We start from the raw sequence: 20,798 nt of genomic DNA, 5'->3' as shown, positions 1-20,798 counted from the left end.
CGGGTCGGTGGGGACGTCACCCGGTGCCGACGCTCCAGTCGTCCAGCAGGGTGGACCGTTGGCGCGCGGAGAAGATCGGCACGCGCGACAGCCGCAGCCCCGGGTCGGCGGCGACCGCCGCCAGGAAGTTCGTGTAGTGCTCGCAGAACGCCTCCGCCGTCGCCGCCTCGAAGAGGTCGGTGGCGTACAGCAGGCGTCCGGTGACCGTTCCGTCGGCCCGCTCGCCGAGGTGCAGTTCGGCGTCGAAGCGGGTCCGCAGCCGTCCTTCGGTGAAGTAGCCGGTGCACACCCCCGGCAGGTCGAGGAGGTCCGCGGCGGTGCCGGTGCCGCCCGCGTCGAGGTCGAACCAGACCTGGACGAGCGGGTTGCGGCTGAGGTCGCGCTGCGGCGACAGCTCCCGCACGATCCGGTCGAACGGCACGTGCTGGTGCGCGTGCGCGGACAGCAGGGCCTCCCGCGCCCGGTCCACCATGACGGTGAACGCCGGGTCGTCCCCGAGCCGGGCGGTGATCGGCAGGGAGTTGGCGAAGAACCCGACGAGTTCCTCGTACGCCACCTTCATCCGGCCGTTGACCGGGCAGCCGACCGCCAGGTCGCTCGCCCCGGTGTAGCGCGAAAGGAGGCCCTGGAAGGCGGCCAGGCAGGTCATGAAGAGGGAGGCGCCGCGGTCGGCGGACAGCTCGCGCAGCCGGTCCGCGGTCCGCGCGTCGACCTGGACCGCGGCCTCGCCCGCCCGGTACGTCGGCTCCTTCGGCCGCTCGTGGTCGGCGGGCAGCTCCAGCACGGGCGGCACGCCGTCCAGGGTCTCCCGCCAGTGGCCGAGGGCCCGTTCGTACGCGGGGGTGCCGGCCAGTCCGCTCTGCCAGACGGCGAAGTCCGCGTACTGGGCGCGGAGCGGGGGCAGGCCGGGCGCCGCGGTGCCGGTGCCGGCCGGGTCGGGGGTGCCGGTGCCGGCCGGGTCGGGGGTGCCGGTGCCGGCCGGGTCGGGGGTGCCGGTGCCGGTCTCGGCCCGGTAGGCCGCGGACAGCTCGCCGGTCAGGATCGTCAGGGACTCCCGGTCGAACGCGATGTGGTGGACCACGACGCCCAGGACGTGGTCGTCCGGCCCCAGCCGGGCCAGCCACACCCGGAGCGGGCCCTGCGTGTCGAGCCGGAAGCGGTGGTCGGCCTCCTGGCCGGCGAGCCGCAGGGCCGCCTGCGCCGGGTCGGGCGCCGAGCCGAGGTCGTACCGGGTGACCGGTGTCCTCCCCGGCGCGTCCGGCCCCGCATCCGTCCCCGCATCCGTCCCCGCATCCGTCCTCGCGTCCGGCCCCGGCGCCGTCCCCGCGTCCAGCACCCGCTGGAAGGGCTCGCCGGCCCCGTCGGCCGGGTAGCAGGTGCGCAGCACCTCGTGCCGTCGCACCACGTGGTGGACCGCGCGTTCCAGCGCGTCGGCGTCCAGTGGGCCGAGCAGCCGGTACGCGGTGGACACGTTGTAGGCGGGGCCGCCCCGGGTGAGCTGGTGGAGGAACCAGAGCCGGCGCTGGGCCGGGGCGAGCGGTGGACGGTCGGGGCGTGGGGCCGGTGTCTCCGGCGGGGGTGCCGCCAGCCCGGCCAGCCGTCGTTCCATGAGCACACGGGCGGCTTCGGAAAGATTGCCCGTCACATTCCGCTCCCTTTTCGGTCGGCACTTCCGCAAGCTGGACGATACGCTTCCCCGACACCTGGCACAAGGGATTCCGAGGCCCTCGACAATTCCCGTTCCGGATGCCTACACTCCATCGCCGGTGAGTTCTCTCCGCCACGTGTCCGGGAGGTTTCGAATGGCCGACGACCGCACCTACCAGGTTGTTGTGAACCACGAGGAGCAGTACTCGATCTGGGACTCCGAGATGGATGTTCCCGCAGGCTGGAGCCTGGTCGGAGTATCCGGAAGCAAGGCGGAGTGCCTCGCCCACATCGAGCGGACCTGGACCGACATCACTCCGCTGAGCGTACGGAACAAGTATTCCGGGGCCACTTCCTGAGGACATTCCCAGGCATCACGGATACCGCCGCGACATTGCGTCGCGGCGGTACCGCCGTGTTTCCTCCCTAGGGATTCAGCGCCGCATCTATTTCACTCTCGGTCATCCCTGAAATCGATTCGAGGACGAGTTCCTCGATCGCGGCGCACTGCTCGGCGACGGTACGGAAGTCGAATACGGAACGCACCGGGAAGTCGATTCCGAAGACCTCCCGGACGCGTACCGCCAGCCGGGCCGCGGACAGCGAGGTGCCGCCCGAGGCGAAGAAGTCGTCCTCGACCCCCGGTACGGGCCCGGGCAGCACCTCCGACCAGAGCCCGTGCACCGCCGACTCGGCCGGGGTGCGGGGCGCCACCGCCGGGCCGGCCCCGGCCGCCGACGGCGGGGGCAGCGCCCCGCGGTCGATCTTGCCGGTGGCGGTCAGCGGCAGGCTCTCCAGGCGGACGAAGACGGCGGGCACCAGGTGCGAGGGCACCTCCCGGCGCAGCCGGGCGCGCAGTTCCGGGTCGCCCGGAGCGCTCGGGTCGCACACCAGGTGGGCGGCGAGCATCCGCGCTCCCTCGGGGCCGGCCGCGGTGACCACCGCCTGCCGCACTCCCGGGCAGCGCAGCAGCACGGCCTCCACCTCGGCGGGCTCCACCCGGTGTCCGCTGACCTTCAGCTGGCCGTCGGCCCGGCCCCGGAAGCGCAGGGTGCCGTCGGCCGACCAGTGCGCCAGGTCCCCGGTGCGGTACATCCGCGCTCCCGGTTCCGGGGCGAACGGGTCCGGCCGGAACCGTTCGGCGGTCAGCCCGGGCCGGGCCGGGTAGCCGCGGGAGACGAGGGCGCCGCCGAGCCACAGTTCGCCGCGGACCCCGCGGGGCACCAGGTTCAGCCGGTCGTCGAGGAGGTAGGCCCGCACCCCGGCGATCGGCCGGCCGATGGAGCGCTCCGGCCAGGGTGGTGCGAGGGCGTCCGTCGCGGTCGCGACCACGGTGTTCTCGGTGGGGCCGTAGTGGTTGAACACCGGGACACCCGGGGCGTCCTCGGCGCGCGGCCGGAACAGGTCGCCGCCGGTCAGCAGCCGCCGCAGTGGGGTCCGCCGGCCGAGCGGCTCGCGGATCAGCAGTTCCGCGGACGGGGTGGGGACGAAGACGGAGCCGGTGCCCGAGGCGGCCAGCCGCTCCAGCAGGCGCGACGGCGTGCGCACCTCCTCCGCCGAGCACACCTCCAGCCGCGCGCCGCCCGCCAGTGCCGCCCAGATCTCCCAGGCGGCGGCGTCGAAGGAGGATCCGGCGGTCTGGGCCACGGCCGTCCCCTCGCCCACCGGGTACCGGTCCAGGTGCCAGTCGAGGAGCCGGGTGAAGGTGCGGTGGGTGACGCCGACGCCCTTCGGCAGGCCGGTGGAGCCGGAGGTGTAGACCACGTAGAGGAGCCGGTCCGGGTCGGGTTCCGTGACCGGGCCGGGCACGGACGGCCCGGCGAGCGGCTCGGCGGAGGGCCCGGCGGGCGGATCGGCGGGCGGCTCGGCGGAAGGCCCAGCGGACGGGCCGGGCGCCTCCGCCGGATCGTCGACGCGGACCAGGCGCACCCCGGTCCCGGCGGTCAGCCGCTCGGCCCGGGCGTCCCCGAGCACCGCGACGGCGCCGGAGTCGCGCAGCAGGTACGCGATCCGCTCGGCCGGGAGCTCCGGGTCGACCGGCAGGTAGGCCGCGCCCGAGCGGACGACGCCCAGCAGGGCGCAGACCAGTTCGGGCCCGCGCGGCAGGCAGACCGCGACCACCCGTTCGGGCCCGGCTCCCAGCTCCCGGACCGTCCGGGCGATCCGCCGGGAGCGTTCGTCGAGCCGGCGGTAGGTGAGCCGGTGCTCTCCGGCGCCGACGGCGACCGCGTCCGGGACCCGGGCCACCGCCCGGTCCACGTGCGCGTCCACCGTCGCCGGACCGCGGGGTGCGGCGGGCCCGGTGCCCAGTTCCAGCAGCCGGGCGCGTTCGGCTCCGGCCGTGGTGAGCGGGATCGAGTCCAGCGGCCGGCCCGGTTCGGCGACCGCCGCGGCGAGCAGCGCGGCGTAGTGCCCGGCCAGCCGCTCGGCGCTCTCCCGGTCGAACAGGTCCGCCGCGTACAGCAGTCGACCGGCCAGGGCGGCCCCGCGGGGGCGCAGGTGCAGTTCGGTGTCGAAGCGGGTGGTGGTCTCCGGGGCGGGGACCGGCCGGACCCGGATGCCGGGCAGGATCAGCGCCGGGCGGTCCAGCTCCGGGTCCGCGAGGTCGAACCAGTGCTGGAAGAGCGGGTTGCGGTGGGCCTCGCGGGTCACGCCGAGCCCGGCGACGAGCTGGTCCAGCGGCAGGTCCTGGTGGTCCAGGGCCTGCAGCAGCCGGTCCCTGGTCCGCCGCGTCAGGTCGTCGAGCGACGGGGACCCGCCGAGGTCCCCGCGCAGCGGTACGGAGTGGGTGAAGAACCCGATGGCGTGCTCGACCGCCGGGTCCTCGCGGCCGGCGAACGGCACTCCCACCAGGACGTCCCGGACGTCGGCGTAGCGGCCCAGGAGGTGCTGGTGGACGGCGAGGGTCACACAGAACAGCGTGGTCCGGTGCGCCGCCGCGACGCGGTGCAGGGCGGCGGTGACCTCCTCGGGGACGTGGAGGTCCACCTGCCCGGCGCGGATGCCGGGCTCGGCCGGGCGCGGGCGGTCGGACGGCAGCTCCAGCACGTGCGGCGCCCCGTCGAGTGCGGCGCGCCAGTGGGCCAGCAGCCGGTCCCGTTCGGCCGGGGTGAGCGCGGCGCGCTGGCGGGCCGCGTGGGCGGTGCGGTCCGGGCCGGGCGTGGCCGTCGGTGCCGGCCGGCCGCCCGTCAACTGCCGGTACTGCGCGGACAGTTCCCGTTCGAGGATGCCCCGGGACACTCCGTCGAAGGCGATGTGGTGCACCTGGAGGTGGAGGAGGAAACGCTGTTCGGCCAGCCGGAACAGCACGGCCCGCAGCCAGGGCGCCGCGGTGAGGTCCATGGGGGTGTCCAGCAGGGTCCGTACGGCCTCGTCGGCGGCCCGGTCCGGGTCCGGGGCGTCGCGCAGGTCGGTCCGTTCCAGGCGCACGGTCGTGGCGGCCTCGGCGACGGGGACGGGCCGTCCGGCGGTGGTGTCGATCCGGGACCGCAGCACCGGGTGGCGTTCGGCCACCGCCCGCAGTGCGCGCTCCAGCAGGTCGGCGTCCACCGGGCCGTCCAGCAGGCGACTGAACGGTGTCAGGTAGCCGGTGCTGCCGGGAGAGAGCTGGTCGAGGAACCAGAGGCGCTCCTGGGCGAAGGACAGCACGGGCCGGGCGTCCGGCTCGTCGGCCGTCGGCCGCGCCGTCGGCCGCGCCGTCGGTCGCGCCGTCCGCCGCGCCGTCATCCGAGCTCCCCGCGCAGCCGGCGCGCCTCCTGCGCCAGCCCGGCGGCGGTCGGCCGCTCGAAGACCGCCCGCAGGGGTAACTGGACGCCGAGTTCGGCGCGCAGCCGGTGCACCACCTGGGTCACCAGCAGGGAGTGTCCGCCGAGCCGGAAGAAGTCGTCGGTGACGCCGATCCGGTCCCGGCCGAGGGCCTGGGCCAGGATCCGCGCCGCCGTCCGTTCGGTCTCGTCGCGCGGCGCGACCCAGGGCCGGTCGCCGCCGTCCGGGAGCGGCAGGGCTCTGCGGTCCACCTTGCCGGTGCCGGTCATCGGGAACTCCGGGAGGACGACGTAGCGGCTCGGCACCATCGGTGCGGGCAGCCGGACCGCGAGGTACTCCCGGAGGGCGTCCGGGGCGGGTGGTTCGCCGTCGGCGGTCAGGTAGGCCGCCAGGTAGGCGTCCCGGCCCTCGCCGATCCGGACCACGACGGCGCGTTCCACGTCGGTCCGCTCGCGCAGCAGGGCCTCGATCTCGCCGGGTTCGACGCGGTAGCCGTGCAGTTTGATCTGGAAGTCGGCCCGGCCCAGGTACTCCAGCACCCCGCCGGGCCGCCAGCGTCCGAGGTCGCCGGTGCGGTACATCCGGGCCCCGGGCGTCTTCGCGTACGGGTCGGGCAGGAAGGCGGCGGCGGTCAGGTCCGGGCGGCCGGCGTAGCCGCGGGCGAGCGGGCCGCCGCCGACGTAGATCTCCCCCTGCACGTTCGGCGGTACGGGTGAGAGGTGGTCGTCGAGGACGTAGATCCGCGCGCCGGACATCGGTCGTCCGGTCAGCGGGTGGTCGGGCCATTCGGCGGCCGGGGCGGTCAGCCGGGGTGCGGTGACCACGTTCACCTCGGTCGAGCCGTAGTGGTTGTCGAGGAACGTCCCGGGGTGGCGGTCGCACAGTTCGCGGACGGCCGGGGTGATCACCTGCCGGTCGCCGGTGGTGATCAGTTCCCGGAGGGTGGCCAGCCGGCCGGGCTCGGTCCTGCCGTGGCGGGCCAGTGCGTCCAGGACGACGACCGGCAGCAGGGCCTTGGTGATGCCGTGGCGTTCGGTCAGCGCGGCCAGTGCCGGGACGTCGTAGCGCTCCGGCTCGGTGGCGATCACCGCGCAGCCGCCCAGCCACCAGGTGGACATCAGTTCCAGGAAGGCGACGTCGGCCGTGACGGGGTAGTACTGCAGGGCGACCGGGCGCTCGGCGTAGTGCTCGCGGCACCAGTCGAGCAGGGTGATCTGCGGCCCGCACTGCATGGCGATGCCCTTGGGCCGCCCGGTGGACCCCGAGGTGTAGATGACGTACAGCAGTTGGTCGGCCTCGCCCGCCGGTGCGGCCTCGGGTCCGCGGGCCGGGCCGGCGGCTGCTGGCGGCGGGTGTTCGCCGTCCAGCTCGTGGGCCGGGACCGGGCCCCAGCCTTCGGCGTCCAGGCCGGCCGACACCGACCGGTCGGTCACCACCAGCCGTGCGCCCGCGTCGGCGAGCACCGCACGGGACCGCTCCGCCGGGTGCGCGGGGTCCAGCGGCAGGTACGCCGCGCCGGCCTTGACCACGCCCAGCACCGCGACGGCCAGGCCGGTCCCGCGTTCGACGCAGAGTCCGACCACGGTCTCGGGCCCGGCGCCGAGCGTGCGCAGGTCAGCGGCCAGCGATTCGGCCGCCTCGTCCAGTTCGCGGTAGCTGAGCGTGCTGCCGCCGGAGGTGACGGCGGGTTCGTCGGGGGCCTTGGCGACCCATGCGTCGAAGCCCTCCAGGACCGTCCGGGCCGGGGCGGCCCGATGTTCTGTCATGGCGCACTCCAGTTCAGATCGTCGTCTCGTGGTTGCCCGGGGCTCGGGAGGGCGCGGGGGCCGGCAGCCGGACCGGCAGCGTCCGCGGTCCGCGGAGCATGGGCCCGTACGTCCACACCACCTCGTCGAAGGGCACGGCCAGCTCGATCCCGGGGAGCCGCCGGAAGAGGACGTCGAGGGCGACCTCGCCCTCCAGCCGGGCCAGGTGGGCGCCCAGGCACCGGTGGGCGCCGTGACCGAAGGCCAGGTGGCCCGGGCCCCCGCGGTCCGCGCGGAAGACGTCCGGGTCGGGGAACCGGGCCGGGTCGCGGTTGGCGGCGCCCAGGGAGATCAGCAGCGCGTCGCCCTTGCCGATCCGCACGCCGCCCAGCTCGATCGGCTCGGTGGCGAAGCGGTACGCCGTGGACTGGATCGGGGCGTCGTAGCGCATCAGCTCGTTCACGGCGGACTTCCAGGGGATCCGCCCCGCCCGGATCGCCGCCAGCTGGTCCGGGTGCTGGAGCAGCCGGTACACCGCCGTGCCGAGGAACTGGACGGTGGTCACGTGCCCGGCGCCGATCACCGAGAGGATCATCGCCGCCAGCTCGTTCTCGTCGCGCAGCTGTCCCGACTCCAGCCCGCGGACCAGGTGGGTGCCGACGTCGGGCCCCGGGTGGGTCCGCTTGTACGCGGCCAGGCGGGCCGTGTACTCCAGCAGCCGGGCCAGCCGGTCCACGTCCGGCGGGTCGGTCAGGCCGGTGTGGTAGAAGAGGTCCAGGCAGCGCGCCGGGGGCTCGCGCAGCTCCGGCGGGATCCCCAGGACCTCGTGGATGACGGCCACCGGCACCGGCAGCGAGAAGTGCTCGACGAGGTCGCAGCCGTCGGGGCCGGTCATGGTGTCGACGGCCCGGTGGGCGGTGCGGGCGATCGTCCCCCGCATCCGCGCGACCGCCGCCTCGCCGAACGCGCCCGCCACCAGCCGCCGCAGCCGGGTGTGTTCGGGCCGGTCGAGGTCGAGCAGTCCTCGCGCCGGGTCCCACTCGCCGGTGCCGAAGGCGGCCTGGGCGCCCGCCGAGTTGCGGTCGTCGTTGCTGAGCCGGGGGTCCAGCAGGCAGGCGCGGGCCAGGTCGTAGGTGGTGACGAGCCAGGTGGTGCCCGCCCGGTGCGGGGTGTGGACCTCGCTGACCGGGGCGTGTTCGCGCAGCCAGGCGTAGTTCGGGTAGGGGTCGGGGTCGCCGTTCTCCTTGATGGAGCCGGACACGTAGGCGTCGGAGGCCACGTCGATCTCCTCTCGGTGGTCAGCGGGACGCGGCCGCGGCGACCGCGCCGGCCATGCCGTCGGCGAGTTCGTCGACCAGGGGGCCGGGGGCGCGCAGGAACGCGTGGTGGTCGCCCGGCAGGACCGTGCGCTCGCACTGCCCCGGCGGGCAGCAGGCCGCCCAGCCGGTCATCAGCCCGGGTGCGACCTCCTGGTCGTCGCTCCAGCCGAGCAGCCGGATCCGGGTGGGCAGGACGACCGGTCCCGCGGTCCGGTAGGCGCGGTTGGCCGCGAGGTCCGCCGTCATCACGCGCAGCCCCAGCTCGATCAGGTCCGGTACCGGCTCCGAGCCCATGATCCGGGTGAGGCGCTCCAGTTCGGTCCTCAGCTGCGGCTCGTCCATCGTGAGGTAGCGGCCGTACGGGCCCTCGTGCGGTGCCACCTGGGAGGAGACGAAGAGCACGTCGGGGACGGGGAGGCCGAGTCGGGCCAGCCGGTGGGCGGTCGCGAAGGCCGCGAGCGCGCCCCCGCAGTGGCCGAAGAAGCCGAACGGCCGGTCGAGGTGGGGGAGCAGGGCCGGGGCGAGTTCGTCGGCGAGTTCCTCGTAGGTGGCGAAGTTCGCCTCGCGCACCCGGTTCTCGCGGCCCGGCAGCTGGATCCGGCACACCTCGGCCGGCCCCGTCCGGGCGGGCCACCTGCTGTACATCGACGCGCCGACCCCGGAGTACGGGAAGCAGAACAGCCGGGCCGGGGCGTCCGCGTCCGGGGTGCGCAGCAGCCATCTCTTCTTGCCCGGCACCCGGCGCGGGGTCGGGTCCGCTTCCTGCGGGGTCATGCGAGCACCTCCGGTCGGGGCAGCGGTCCGTGGGCGGCCAGGGAGTCGCGCATGCCGTCGCGCAGGACGGCGGTCACGGGCAGGGAGCTGATCCCCGCGACGAAGTTGGACCCGAGGTGGCGGACGGGACCGGCGGGCCGGAACTCGGCCACGTGCCGGACGATCTCCTCCAGCATGATGCCGAGGGCGATCCGGGCCAGGGGCGCGCCGACGCAGTAGTGCGGGCCGAAGCCGAAGGCGACGTGCCGGTTGGGGGTGCGGTCGACGGCGAAGCGGTACGGGTCGGGGAAGACCGAGGCGTCCCGGTTCGCCGAGCCCAGCCAGGCGACGACGGCGTCGCCGCGCGGGATCCGCACGCCGTGCTGCTCGGTGTCCCGGACGGTGTGCCGCAGGAAGTGGTTGGCGGGTGAGGACCAGCGCAGGCCCTCCTCGACCGCGCTGGGCACCAGCTCCGGTTCGGCCAGCAGCCGGCGGTACTGGTCGGGGTTCTCCATCAGGGCCAGTACGGTTCCCGCGAGGGCGTGCGGGGTGGTGACGTTCGCTCCCAGCAGCAGGCTGTAGCAGTTGTAGACCAGCTCGTCCTGGCGCAGCGGGCGGCCGTTCGCCGTCATCCGGACCAGGAAGCCGGTGAGGTCGTCGCCGGGGTCGGCGGAGACCTCGCGCACCCGCTGCGCGAAGTACCGGAACAGCTCGTGGTGGGCGGAGAGCAGGGTGGTGTGTCCCCCGCCCTCCTGGAACGCCGGGTCCTGGGGGGCGACCGCCATCGTGGTCAGCCGGGCGAGCCGGGCCCAGTCCGCCTCGGGCAGTCCCATCAGCGCTCCGGTGAACGCCATGGGGAAGGACGCCGCGGCCTCGGCCAGGTCCAGCGGGCCGTCGGCGAGCGGCGCGAGCAGCCGGAGCACCAGGTCGCGGATGCGCGGCCGCCAGTGTGCGAGGGCGCGGGCCGACATCGCCTTGCTCAGCGGTTCGCGCAGCGCGGTGTGCGCGGGCGGGTCGCTGGCGGCCATCATCAGGCCGCCGGCCGGGTCGGCGGAGCCGAGGACGGAGAGCAGCGTGCCGCGCTCCGAGGTGTAGCGGGTGTGGTCGCGCAGCACGTCGTTGACGTCGCGGTAGGTGGTCACGGACCAGAAGGAGCGGCCGTCGGGCAGGGTCTGCCGGTGGACGGGGGCCCGCTCGCGCATGGCGTGCCAGACGGTGTGCGGGTCCCCCGAGGCGTACAGCTCGGGATCGGCGAGGTCGACGGTGTCCAGCGCGATGTCCGCGGGGTCCGCGGGGCGGCCGGTCCTCATGACGTCATCTGTCCCAACTCCTCTATCACTTCGGCGAGTTCGGCGACGGTGGGGTTCTCGTAGAAGGACCGTGCGGTGACGAACACGCGGTGGACCCGGCCGATCTCCTCGGTGATCGCGGCGGCGACCAGGGAGTGCCCTCCCAGGTCGAAGAAGTCGTCGTCCACCCCGACGGTGTCGATCTCCAGCAGGTCGCCCCACAGCTGGGCCAGCCACTGCTCCAGTTCGCTGCCGGGCAGCCGCAGCGGCGCGTCGACCGCGGGTCTGGAGCGCTCCTCGCGCGCGGCGAGGGCACGCCGGTCGACCTTGCCGGACGGGCCGAGCGGCAGCTCGTCCAGCTGGACGAGGGCACCGGGCACCAGGTGGGCGGGCAGCCGTTCGGCGAGCTCCCTGCGCAGGCCCGGCAGGTAGAGCGGCTGGTCCGCCGTCAGATGGGCGACCAGGGCGCGCTCCCCGGTCGGACGGGTCCGGGCGACGACCGCGGCGTCCCCGACGCCGGGCAGTGCGCGCAGCGCCGCCTCCACCTCGCCGGGCTCCACCCGGAATCCGCGGATCTTGACCTGGTCGTCCACGCGTCCGTGGAACTCCAGGAGCCCGTCCGGGCGCCGCAGGGCCAGGTCGCCGGTGCGGTACAGGCGGGCGCCCGGGGCGGGCGAGAAGGGGTCGGGGACGAACCGCTCGGCCGTGGCGGCCGGCCGGCCGAGGTAGCCGTGGGCGACACGGGTGCCGCCCGCGTACAGCTCCCCCACGGTGCCGTCGGGCACCGGTCGCAGCCGCTCGTCGAGCAGGTGCACCTCGGTCCCGGGGACCGGGCGACCGATCGGGACGGGGCCGGGAGAGACCGGTCCGGTCACGGCGTGGCAGCAGGTGAAGGTGGTGTTCTCGGTCGGGCCGTACCCGTTCACCAGCGTCATCCCGGGGAAGGCCGCGAGCATCGCGTCCAGGTGCCGGGCGGAGAGGACGTCGCCGCCCGCGAGCAGCCTGCGGACCGACGCCAGCCGGGGGTCGGGCCGCTGCGCGACGAGGTGGAACAGGCCGGCGGTCAGCCACATGGCGGTGACCCCCTCCGCCTCGACCACCTCGGCGAGCCGTTCCGGGGTCACCTCCCCGTCCGGGAAGACCGCCAGCCGCGCGCCGTTGAGCAGGGGCGCCCACAGTTCCAGCGTCGAGGCGTCGAAGGCGGCGGGTGCCAGGTGCAGCACGACGTCCCCGGGGCCGACCGGCAGCACGTCGCTGTCCCGCACCAGGCGCAGCACCGCGGCGTGCGGCACCAGCACGCCCTTGGGCTCGCCGGTGCTGCCCGAGGTGTAGGCGAGGTAGGCCGGGTCCCGGCCGTCGCCCGGTGGGGGCGGCGGCGACGCGGGGGCGGTGCCGAGCGGGTCGGGGGCGTCGGAGGCGTCGTCGGTGTCGACGGTGTCGACGGTGTCGACGGTGTCGACGGTGTCGGGAGTATCGGGGGCACCGGGAACGTCGAGGGTGTCGACGTACACCGGCTTGACCTCGGCGAGGAGTTCGGCGGGTGCCTCGGGCCGGGTGACCAGCAGCGCGGCGCCGCAGTCCCGCAGCAGCGCGGCCGCCCGGGCGGCGGGTTCGCCCGGGTCCAGTGCCACGTGGAAGCCGCCGGTCTTCAGCACCGCGAGCAGGGCGACGACCAGCGCCGTCGAGCGTTCCAGCCGGACGGCCACCGGCCGGCCCGGCCCGGCGCCGAGGTCGCGGAGCCGGGCGGCGAGCGCGTCGGCCGCGGCGTCCAGCCGGGCGTACGTCAGGACGGTGCCGGCGCAGCTGAGCGCCGGTGCCCGGGGGGTCGCGCGGGCCTGGGCCGTGAAGCGGGCGTGCACGGTGGCCGGGTGGTCGCCACGGGTCGTGGAGGCCTGGTGCCGGTTCATGCGCTGTCCCTTCCTCGTGGGTCGGAGACGGGGGTGCCGGGGTGGGTGAGCGCGGTCCAGGTGGCGGTCGCGCTGGCGAGGAGTCGCGCCGAGGTGTCGTAGAGGGCGCTGTCGACGCGGAGCAGCCGGCCGCCGACGGTGCCGCGGCGGGCGACCACGACGCACGGTTCGCCGGTGCGCGGCGCGCGCAGGACGACGGCGGTCATCCGGGTGAGCAGCCGGGGCCGGGCGACCGGGTCGTCGGTCCAGCCGCCGGGGCAGTCGAGTGCGCTCCACAGGAGTTCGGCGGGGACCGGGGCGCCGTCGACCGCGTCCTCGGCGGCCGGTCGCCAGGGGCTGGCCACGGTGCCGGGCCGTCCCTCCACCGGTCCGGGGGCCAGTCCCAGACCGTCCCGGGCGGGTCGGCGGTCCCCGCAGGCGAAGCAGGTGGGGAACGGGTGGCCGGTACCTCCCGGGAAGCGGTCGGCGGCGGCGCGGGCGGCGGCCGGGTCCACGGCGGGTGGCGGATCGGCGGGGGTGCTGCCGGGTGCCACGGTGGCCAGCAGCCGGGTGCCGTGGGTCACCGTCGAACGCCGGGGTCCGGGGACGAAGGTGAGCGGCTCGTCCAGCGGGACGGGTGCGGCGAGGGTGACGGTGGCGACGGCGCCCTGGTGGGCGGCCGCGAGTGCGGCGAAGCGGCCGCAGACGTACCCGCCGTGCCCGCTGGCCGCCGGCCCGTTGTACCGGGGCGGTATCCGCAGGGTCCGTCGCTCAGCCAACGCCGGACCCCTCCCGCTCGGCGACGGCCGCGTCCACGGCGGCGGCGAAGCCCGCCAGGGTCGGCGCGTCGAAGATCGTCCGGGTCGGCAGCCGGACCCGGAACCCGGCCCGGACGCGGGCGATGAGTCTCATGGCGAGCAGGGACTGCCCGCCGAGTGACAGGAAGTCGGAGTCGCGCCCGACGCGTTCGACCCGGAGCAGGTCCTGCCAGATCAGGGCGACGGCCCGTTCGGTCTCGGTGTGCGGGGCCCGGTGCGGCGGTCCGCCGGGGGCGGTGGCGCCGTCCCGGGCGGACCGCCGGGCCAGTTCCAGGCGGTCGATCTTGCCGCTGGTCAGCCGGGGCAGGGCCGGGTGGCGCCGGTAGCCGTCGGGGAGGGCGGCGGAGACCAGGCGGTCGGCGAGGAAGCGGCGCAGCGCGGCGTCGTCGGGCGACCGGTCGCCGGTCACCAGGTGGGCCACGAGCCGCACGCCGCCGTGCGGCCGGTCCTGGACGGCGACCACGGCGGCCTGGTCGACGTCGGGGTGCAGCAGCAGGGCGTGTTCGACGTCGGAGGGTTCCACCCGGACGCCGCGGATCTTCACCTGCTGGTCGACCCGTCCGAGGAATTCGAACACCCCGTCCGGCCGTCGGCGCACCAGGTCGCCGGTCCGGTAGAGCCTGCCGCCGGGGGCGCCGTGCGGGTCGGGGACGAACCGGGTGGCGGTCGCGGCGGCGGCCCCCGCGTACCCCCAGCCGACACTGGTGCCGCCGATCAGCAGTTCGCCCGGGGTGCCGGGCGGGACGGGCGCTCCGGCGTCGTCGGCGATCACGGCGTGCACGCCGTCGATGGGGCGGCCGATGGGGACGGCGTCCAGTGTCTCGTCCCCGGGGCCGATCTCGTGGGTGAGGACGTCGATGCAGGTCTCGGTGGGACCGTACTGGTTGAAGATCCGCGCGCCCGTCAGGTCCAGGACGTGGCGGACCAGGTCCCCGGGCAGCCGCTCGCCCCCGATCAGCAGGTAGCGCAGTGCCGCCAGGGCGGGGCCGCCGCCCTCGGCGGTGAACTCCCGCAGCAGGGAGGGGACGGAGTGCATCACGGTGACCCGGTGACGGTCGAACCGGGCCGCCAGTTCACGGGGTTCGGCTTCGGTGCCGTCGGGGGCGACGTACAGGGTGGCGCCGAAGCAGAGGGGCGCGAGCAGGAGCCAGAACGAGCAGTCGAAGACGAGCGACCCCCAGTGGGCCACGGTGTCGCCGGGGCCGATGGGATAGCAGCTCTGTGCCCAGAGGAAACGATTCTGCAAAGCGCTGTGCGGCACTTGGACCGGCTTCGGCCGCCCCGAGGAGCCGGAGGTGTGGAGCACGTAGGCGAGGTCCGCCGGCCCCGGACCGGGCGGCGGTGGCGGTGGCGGACCGGACGGCACCCCGTCCGCCGACAGCAGGTCGTCCAGACGCAGCGCGCCGGGGACGAGCTCGGCTCCCGCGGTGTCGGCGAGGACGGCGGCGGGCGCCAGCCGCGCCACGTTCTCGCGGACGGCCGCGGCGGCCTGGCGCACGTCGAAGGGCGCCACGGCGGCCCCCGCGCCGAGGATGCCGACCAGGGCCAGCACCTGCTCCACCGACCGGGTGGAGCACAGCGCCACGGTGTCCCCCGGCCGCACGCCCGCGGCGTGCAGCGCCCGCGCGAAGCGGGCGGCCGCAGTGGCCACCTCCGCGCGGGTGAACCGACGGATCCCGTCGGTCAGGGCCACCTCGTCGGGCCGGTCCGCATTCGCCCCGGCCATCAGGTCCCACACCGTCGTGTCAGGTCTCACGCTGTTGCCTGCGCAGGACGACGAGAACTCCGTGAAATCACCATGACCCCCGTTTCGGGAAGGTGCGGCGGAAAGGAGGAGAAGGAATGTGTCAGGTTGCCGACGCGGTGGATCCGGCGGAATGCGCCGGATCTGTCGCAGTGCTCTCGGTGGGGCCGGAATTCGGCGCACGCAGGTTCCGCACGGCCGGGGACATCAGGACGAGGAAATTGGCGGCGATCTGCCAGCCGACACCGACGGCCAGCACCAGACCGATGCTGGTCGCCTCGGCCAGCGGACCGGCGAGGGCGAGCCCGACCGGTCCGATCGAATAGGCACCGAGGGTCACGTACGACATCACCCTGGACAGGCTGTCCGCCGGGACGTGCTGCTGGATCGTCGTCATCCAGAGGCTGTTGAACACCGCGCTCGACACACCGGCGGCGAGGGCCGCGGCGCACACCGCCCACAGCGGCGCCCGGACCGCCAGGGCCGCCGACGGCGCCGCCCACAGGAAGGTGACCAGGGTGGTCACCACCAGCGGACGGGACGGCCGCCGGCCGAGCAGCACCAGGCCGCCGAGCAGGGAGCCCCCGCCGAACGTGCCGACGATCAGGCCCCAGGCCTCGGGCCCGCCGTAGCTGCGGTCAGCCGAGACGGGGCCGAGCACCAGGTAGGGCGCCCACACGATCAGGTTGAACAGGGTGAACTGGAGCGTGACGGTCCACAGCCAGGTGTGGGCCGAGAAGGTCCGCCAGCCGGCCCGCAGTTCGGCCGGCAGGGAACGTCCGCCGAGGCCCGGCGCCCGGTCGCCGATCCGCAGCAGGAGCAGGGCGCCGATGCTGACCAGGTAGCTGAGGGCGTCCACCAGCAGCACGGCGGCCGCCGAGGTGACCGCGACCATCACGCCCGCGACGGCCGGCCCGCCCACCGCCGCCGCGGACTGGGCCATCCCCAGCAGCGCGTTGGCCTCGGGCAGCCGGTCCTTCGAGGCGATCTGCGGGACCAGACCGTCGAACGAGGGCCGGAACAGGGCCTCGCCCAGCCCGCCGCAGGCGGCGAGGGCGAGCACCGTCCACAGCGGCACCGGGCCGGCCAGGAACAGCACCGCCAGCGTGCCCTGGCTGAGGGCGCGGACGGCGTCGGCGGTCAGCATCACCAGCCGCCGCGGCAGCCGGTCACCGAGGACGCCGCCACCCAGCAGGAACAGCACCATCGGAACGATGCGGGCGGCGAGCACGAGGCTCAGGTCGGTGGGGGACCCACCGTTGTGCAGAACTGCGAAGGAGAGCGCGACGGACGCCATGGACGTGCCGAGGTTGGACGTGACGTGACCGACGAAGAAGACCGAGAAATCACGTTCACGGAAAACCGCGAAACGCTCCCGTGATCTCATCACCGACCGGTCCCGGCCACCACGGGAAATGAATTCTCCGGCGCAGCTGCACGCGCTGACACGAAATCCCCCTTCGCGCGACGGACAAGCAACTTCCGGAACATCGTGAGCTTAGGCACCGCCGGCAACCGAAGTCAATCATGATCAGCGCGGCGGGCAGAGTCGGAATGGGCTGTTCTTCGCATCTTCCTTGGAATCAGGGGGAAGGTCCCGCCTTCTTTCGGCCACGGCGGTTCCCGCCATTCCGTTTTCCGCCGGCCGGCCCGCCGTCCCCGGGGCCGTTCTGAGCTGGCCGGGAACCATCGGGCCGGTGCGATCCATGGGACGGAAGGGGCCGGGCGGGCGCATCGGCACCGACGAGGCCCCGGGGCGGCGAGGCGAGAGTGTCCGGATCGCGCCCCTCGTCGGCAGCCGGGGCCGCCGGCGCGGCCGCCGAGAGCGGGTGCCCGGGACTCGGCGCCCTACCCGGAGGACCGTCCGACGAGCCGTCAATCCGTCCGCGCGCAGGACGGATCCGCAACCCGGGCACGACTCCGCGTCGGGGCGGTGCACAGGACCGTGCTCCCGGGGCCGTACGGCTCTCCCTCCGCGTGCACGTCAAGCAGCGGCCCGCCCCGGGGTCCCAACTTCCCCGGCGGACAGCGGCGTTAACGGCCGGCGCGGCCGTCGGACGGTGGGTGGCAGCTCTTGAGCGGACGTGGTGGTGGTGCTTCACTGTGCGGATGAGCGGCGAGGCGGAGATGACGGAGCGGTTCGGTGCGAGGCTCAGCAGGCACCGGGTGGACACCGGGGCGCGCTGGCAGAACACCGGGTGGGCACTGGTCGTGGCCGTGCCCACCGGCTGGCTCGGGCTGTGGGCCCTGCTCAGCGCGGACGACGGCCGCCCGGGCGGCGGACGGGCGATCGGCGTGGTGATCGGCCTGTCCCTGGGCGCGCTGTACGTCGCCGTGACGCAGGCGTGGCGCGCGGTGCGGGGCGGGTCGGACGAGTACTTCGAGGTCCGCGAGCACGGCCTCGTCCACGGCTCACGCCGGGGCGCGACGGGCTGGGAGTGGAGCCGGGTGGTGTCGATCACGATGCCCGGCAGCCCGAGGATCCACGGCCTCGCCCGCCGGCTGGGAAACGACTACCGCTGCCGCCTCGCCCTCGACGACGGCACCCGCCTGCACATCGACGGGCACGCCGCGGGGGCCTCCGGCCTGGGCCGCGCGGTGGTGGAGCACTGTCCCGGCGCGCGCCGGCTGCAGGGGGACGAGTGGCAGGAACGGGCGGGCGGCTGGTTCCTCGCCGGGGCGGCGGTGTTCCTGGCGGTGGGCGTCGCACTGGTCGCCTACTTCGTGGGCCACGCCGACGAGGACGCACAGAACGTCAGTGAGGGCATGACCATCGCAGTCGGGCTGGGCCTGCCCGTGTGCCTGATCGGCGTTATCACCTGCGTCGTGCTGTACGCCCGCTACCGGATGTACCGTCCGCGCTGACCCCCGACCCGCAGCCTGACCATCCCGACCCGCGCTCCTGACCGCCGCCCGGCCCGCCTGCCGCCCGTCGCCGGCCCGCAAGCGCCGGTCCGTCAGGAGCGAGTACGGCCCTCGGCGCCGGCGGTGTCCCGCTCACGGGTGACCGCCCTGCGGGCCAGCAGGAGGGACAGCGCCGTGACGCCGGCCCACAGCGGTCCCATGAGGACATGCAGGAGCCCCAGCCAGGCGACATCGCTCCAGCGGTACAGCGCCACCTGCCCGGCCAGGCTCGCGGAGCTCACCAGCGCGATCACCACGGTCGACACCGCGTAGAAGCGGTGCAGTACGCGGTGGGAGCGCCATCCGGGCGGGCCGCCCACCACCCTGTTCGCGACCAGGCCGGCCAGGGGGCGGTCGGCCGCGAGGGACAGCAGGCAGGCCGCCGTCGCCGCGGCCGGGACGGCCATCGGGAGCAGGAAGAACCCCCGTGCCTGACCCGTCCAGAGGGCCACGCCGGCGCACGCCGTGGCCAGCAGGGCGCCGAGGACCGCGTGCGGCACGTACTGCCGGGCCCGCAGCCGCCACCCGAGGAGCACGACGGCGGTCACCGCCGCGGCGACGGAAGCGGCGCGCGGGCCGCCGGTCCCGTTCGCGGCCAGGAACACCAGGGTGGGGCTTCCCGCCACCGCCGCGGCCGTGGCCGCCGTCCTGGCACGCGGTGGGGTCGTCACGCCGGCCCGGCTTCGTCGTCGCGGCGGCGTCGGCCGGTGACTTTCGAGGACGGCAGGCGACCTGCCCTGGAGGTCCCGGTGAGCGTGTCACCGTCGACGGTGACGCTGAAGGTCAGGTCGAGACGAACGGGCCGGGTGACGGACTGCTTCCAGGTCAGCCGGTCACCGTCGAGGACGATGTCCCGGAGCGGCAGGACCTCGCCCCCACCTCGGGCGGTGCCGACCAACTCCCCCTCGTGCGAGCGAAGTTCGACGACGGGTCGGACGCGCCCGATGGGCGTGGCGATGGTCAGCTCCCAAACGCCCTGGACTCGGGTGGACATGGAATGCCCCTTTCTCACTGGTCGGGTGCGCACAGCTGCGGAGCGTTCAGAGGACGGCGGGCGCGGGACCGCCGGGGCGCCAGGTGGTGCCGCGCCGCTCGTGGGCGAACAACTCCTCGACGGCGTGGGCGATCCGCGGGCCCACCTCGCGTTCCAGCAGGTACAGGCCGAGGTCGAGTCCGGAGGTGACCCCGGCGGCCGTGACCAGGTCGCCGTCGTCGACCACGCGGGCGCGCACGGCGTGGACACCGGTCGCGTCGAGGAGGTCCAGGCCCAGGTGGTGGGTGGTCGCGTGGCGGTCCTGGAGCAGGCCGGCCATGGCCAGGACGAGCGCGCCGCCGCAGACCGTCGCCACGGTGACCCGCGCGTCCTCCATGGCGGCCTTGAGCAGCGCCGGCAGTTCGGTGTCCAGCGTACGTGCCAGCCGGGCCACAACGGTGTCCTGCCGCTGCGCGTCGTCATCGGGGTCCGCGCCGTCGTCGGGATCGCCGAGGCGCCCGGAAGCGCCGGGCACGAGGACGACACCGGGACGACACGGGTCGAGGAGGCCCGTGGTGCGCAGCGACAGGCCGCCGGTTCCGCTGACCACCTCCCGCGGGCCCTCCGCGCTGACCAGCTCCACGCCGACCGCGCCCCCGGAGGCGGTTGCGCCGGCGTGGAGGACTTCGAACGGTGCGATGGCGTCGAGCGGGTCGAATCCGTCGAACAGCACGATCTGGACGTGCACCTGAGCGCCTTTCATCGGGCGGGAAGCCGGTGGTCACCGGCTTCGCCTCGATGCTAGGAGCGGGTGAACACGGCGCAGAGGGGCCCGAGTGACACATTCCGACGGGATCTCGCCAGGGGCGCGCGCCGCCGCCCGGAGCTGCTCCCCGACCGCGCCCGGGCACCGCGTCGGTGCGGCGGCCGCGTGCCCGTCAGCCGCGCTCGCGGCTGCGGAAGGCGGCGCGGTAGCTGTGGGGAGTGGTCCCGGCAACCCGCTTGAAGCGCTCGCGGAAGGCGGTCGGGGAACCGAACCCGGCCTGGCCCGCTATCCGCTCGACGGTGTGGTCGGTGTTCTCCAGCAGGAACTGCGCCCGCCGGATCCGCGCCCGCAGCAGCCACTGCAGCGGCGTGGTGCCGGTCTGTTCCCGGAACCTCCGGCTGAAGGTGCGCCCGCTCATGCCGCTGCGCCGGGCCATGAGGTCGAGCGTCAGCTCCTCGTCGAGGTGGTCCTCCAGCCAGGCGAGCACCGGTTCGAGCGTGGAGCCGCGCGGGACCGGCGGCTGGGGATGGACGATGAACTGTGCCTGGCCCCCTTCGCGTTCCAGTGGGGCGACGGCCAGCCGGGCCGCATCGGCGGCCACCGCGGAGCCGAAGTCGCGGCGGACCATGTGCAGGCACAGGTCGAGACCTGCCGAGGCGCCTGCGGAGGTGAGCAGTTGCCCGTTGTCGACGTAGAGGACGTCGGGGCGCACCTCGACGGCAGGGAAGCGCCGGGCCAGTTCGGCGGCGGCGACCCAGTGGGTGGTCGCCGTCAGTCCGTCGAGCAGTCCGGTCAGGGCGAGGTCGAAGGCGCCGGCGCAGATCGAGGCGATCCTGGTGCCCCGGGCCGCCGCTGCGCGCAGCGCCTCCAGCACCTCCCCGTCCGGCGCGGGCGCGTCCTGGGCACGGCCGGGAACGATCACGGTGTCGGCGTCGGCCAGCCCCTCCAGACCCCAGGGGGCGGTGATCACGAATCCCGCGGCCGGGATCTGCGCCCCGGGTCCGCACACGCGGACCCGGTAGGGGTGGCGGCCGTCCGGCAGCCGGGCCCGGGTGAACACCTCCAGGGGCGTGGCGAGGTCGAACGGGATGACCTGGTCGAGTGCCAGGACCGCGACGGTGTGCACGACGACTCCTCAACTACGGACGGGGCCACGACGGTTCCCCTTGTTCTGCGGTGCGCGACGGCG

The 20,798-nt window shown here is 74.9% G+C and carries 16 protein-coding genes; 2 read left to right on the top strand and 14 right to left on the bottom strand.

What is annotated here, in order from left to right:
* Positions 1-16 precede the first annotated feature (16 nt).
* A complete protein-coding gene (locus tag ACZ6Z8_RS29550; RefSeq protein WP_465613077.1) occupies positions 17-1,645 on the bottom strand; it encodes a condensation domain-containing protein in 1,629 nt (542 codons plus the stop codon).
* A gap of 157 nt (positions 1,646-1,802) precedes the next feature.
* Here ACZ6Z8_RS29550 and ACZ6Z8_RS29545 point away from each other — a divergent pair, with 157 nt between their 5' ends.
* The gene (locus tag ACZ6Z8_RS29545; protein WP_465613076.1) at positions 1,803-2,006 is read left to right on the top strand and encodes an MbtH family protein; all 204 of its coding nucleotides are present in this window, start codon (positions 1,803-1,805) and stop codon (positions 2,004-2,006) included.
* Between the two features lie 67 nt (positions 2,007-2,073).
* On the opposite strand, the gene ACZ6Z8_RS29540 is transcribed toward ACZ6Z8_RS29545, so the two are convergent.
* The 9 genes from ACZ6Z8_RS29540 to ACZ6Z8_RS29500 all read right to left on the bottom strand — a co-directional run bounded on the left by ACZ6Z8_RS29540 (position 2,074) and on the right by ACZ6Z8_RS29500 (position 16,353).
* Entirely contained in the window at positions 2,074-5,373 is a 3,300-nt protein-coding gene (locus ACZ6Z8_RS29540) for a non-ribosomal peptide synthetase (protein WP_465613075.1), read from the bottom strand.
* Complete coding sequence (locus ACZ6Z8_RS29535; RefSeq protein ID WP_465613074.1) at positions 5,370-7,178, bottom strand: non-ribosomal peptide synthetase; 1,809 nt, start codon at positions 7,176-7,178, stop codon at positions 5,370-5,372. The genes ACZ6Z8_RS29540 and ACZ6Z8_RS29535 overlap by 4 nt, the downstream gene beginning before the upstream one ends.
* Before the next feature lie 13 nt (positions 7,179-7,191).
* Complete coding sequence (locus ACZ6Z8_RS29530) at positions 7,192-8,436, bottom strand: cytochrome P450 family protein (protein WP_465613073.1); 1,245 nt, start codon at positions 8,434-8,436, stop codon at positions 7,192-7,194.
* Positions 8,437-8,455: 19 nt separating this feature from the next.
* A complete protein-coding gene (locus ACZ6Z8_RS29525; protein WP_465613072.1) occupies positions 8,456-9,250 on the bottom strand; it encodes a thioesterase II family protein in 795 nt (264 codons plus the stop codon).
* Positions 9,247-10,539 (bottom strand): cytochrome P450, encoded by a 1,293-nt coding sequence (locus tag ACZ6Z8_RS29520; protein ID WP_465613071.1) that lies wholly within the window; start codon positions 10,537-10,539, stop codon positions 9,247-9,249. The genes ACZ6Z8_RS29525 and ACZ6Z8_RS29520 overlap by 4 nt, the downstream gene beginning before the upstream one ends.
* Positions 10,536-12,425 carry a non-ribosomal peptide synthetase gene (locus tag ACZ6Z8_RS29515; RefSeq protein ID WP_465613070.1) on the bottom strand — a complete coding sequence of 630 codons (1,890 nt, stop codon included), beginning with the start codon at positions 12,423-12,425 and terminating at the stop codon, positions 10,536-10,538. Before ACZ6Z8_RS29515 ends, ACZ6Z8_RS29520 begins: the two co-directional genes overlap by 4 nt.
* Positions 12,422-13,183, bottom strand: coding sequence for a hypothetical protein (locus ACZ6Z8_RS29510; RefSeq protein WP_465613069.1), 762 nt, complete (start codon positions 13,181-13,183; stop codon positions 12,422-12,424). Before ACZ6Z8_RS29510 ends, ACZ6Z8_RS29515 begins: the two co-directional genes overlap by 4 nt.
* Positions 13,176-14,978, bottom strand: coding sequence for a non-ribosomal peptide synthetase (locus ACZ6Z8_RS29505; RefSeq protein ID WP_465613068.1), 1,803 nt, complete (start codon positions 14,976-14,978; stop codon positions 13,176-13,178). Before ACZ6Z8_RS29505 ends, ACZ6Z8_RS29510 begins: the two co-directional genes overlap by 8 nt.
* A 91-nt stretch (positions 14,979-15,069) precedes the next feature.
* Entirely contained in the window at positions 15,070-16,353 is a 1,284-nt protein-coding gene (locus ACZ6Z8_RS29500; RefSeq protein ID WP_465613112.1) for an MFS transporter, read from the bottom strand.
* A gap of 722 nt (positions 16,354-17,075) precedes the next feature.
* On the opposite strand from ACZ6Z8_RS29500, the gene ACZ6Z8_RS29495 reads away from it, so the two are divergent.
* Positions 17,076-17,831, top strand: a complete 756-nt coding sequence (locus ACZ6Z8_RS29495) for a hypothetical protein (protein WP_465613067.1) — start codon at positions 17,076-17,078, stop codon at positions 17,829-17,831.
* A gap of 92 nt (positions 17,832-17,923) precedes the next feature.
* On the opposite strand, the gene ACZ6Z8_RS29490 is transcribed toward ACZ6Z8_RS29495, so the two are convergent.
* The 4 genes from ACZ6Z8_RS29490 to ACZ6Z8_RS29475 form a co-directional block, all read right to left on the bottom strand.
* The gene (locus tag ACZ6Z8_RS29490; protein ID WP_465613066.1) at positions 17,924-18,541 is read right to left on the bottom strand and encodes a DUF3159 domain-containing protein; all 618 of its coding nucleotides are present in this window, start codon (positions 18,539-18,541) and stop codon (positions 17,924-17,926) included.
* Positions 18,538-18,864: a hypothetical protein gene (locus tag ACZ6Z8_RS29485; RefSeq protein WP_465613065.1), complete on the bottom strand. Its 327-nt coding sequence runs from the start codon at positions 18,862-18,864 to the stop codon at positions 18,538-18,540. The genes ACZ6Z8_RS29490 and ACZ6Z8_RS29485 overlap by 4 nt, the downstream gene beginning before the upstream one ends.
* Positions 18,865-18,910: 46 nt before the next feature.
* Positions 18,911-19,591, bottom strand: coding sequence for a DJ-1/PfpI family protein (locus ACZ6Z8_RS29480; RefSeq protein ID WP_465613064.1), 681 nt, complete (start codon positions 19,589-19,591; stop codon positions 18,911-18,913).
* 190 nt (positions 19,592-19,781) lie between these two features.
* Positions 19,782-20,735 (bottom strand): GlxA family transcriptional regulator, encoded by a 954-nt coding sequence (locus ACZ6Z8_RS29475; protein WP_465613063.1) that lies wholly within the window; start codon positions 20,733-20,735, stop codon positions 19,782-19,784.
* Positions 20,736-20,798 lie beyond the last annotated feature (63 nt).

The sequence above is a fragment of the Kitasatospora sp. NPDC101108 genome (assembly GCF_055584725.1).
The sequence above is the reverse complement of the archived record's forward strand: the minus strand, read 5'-3'. Positions and strand labels throughout refer to the sequence as shown.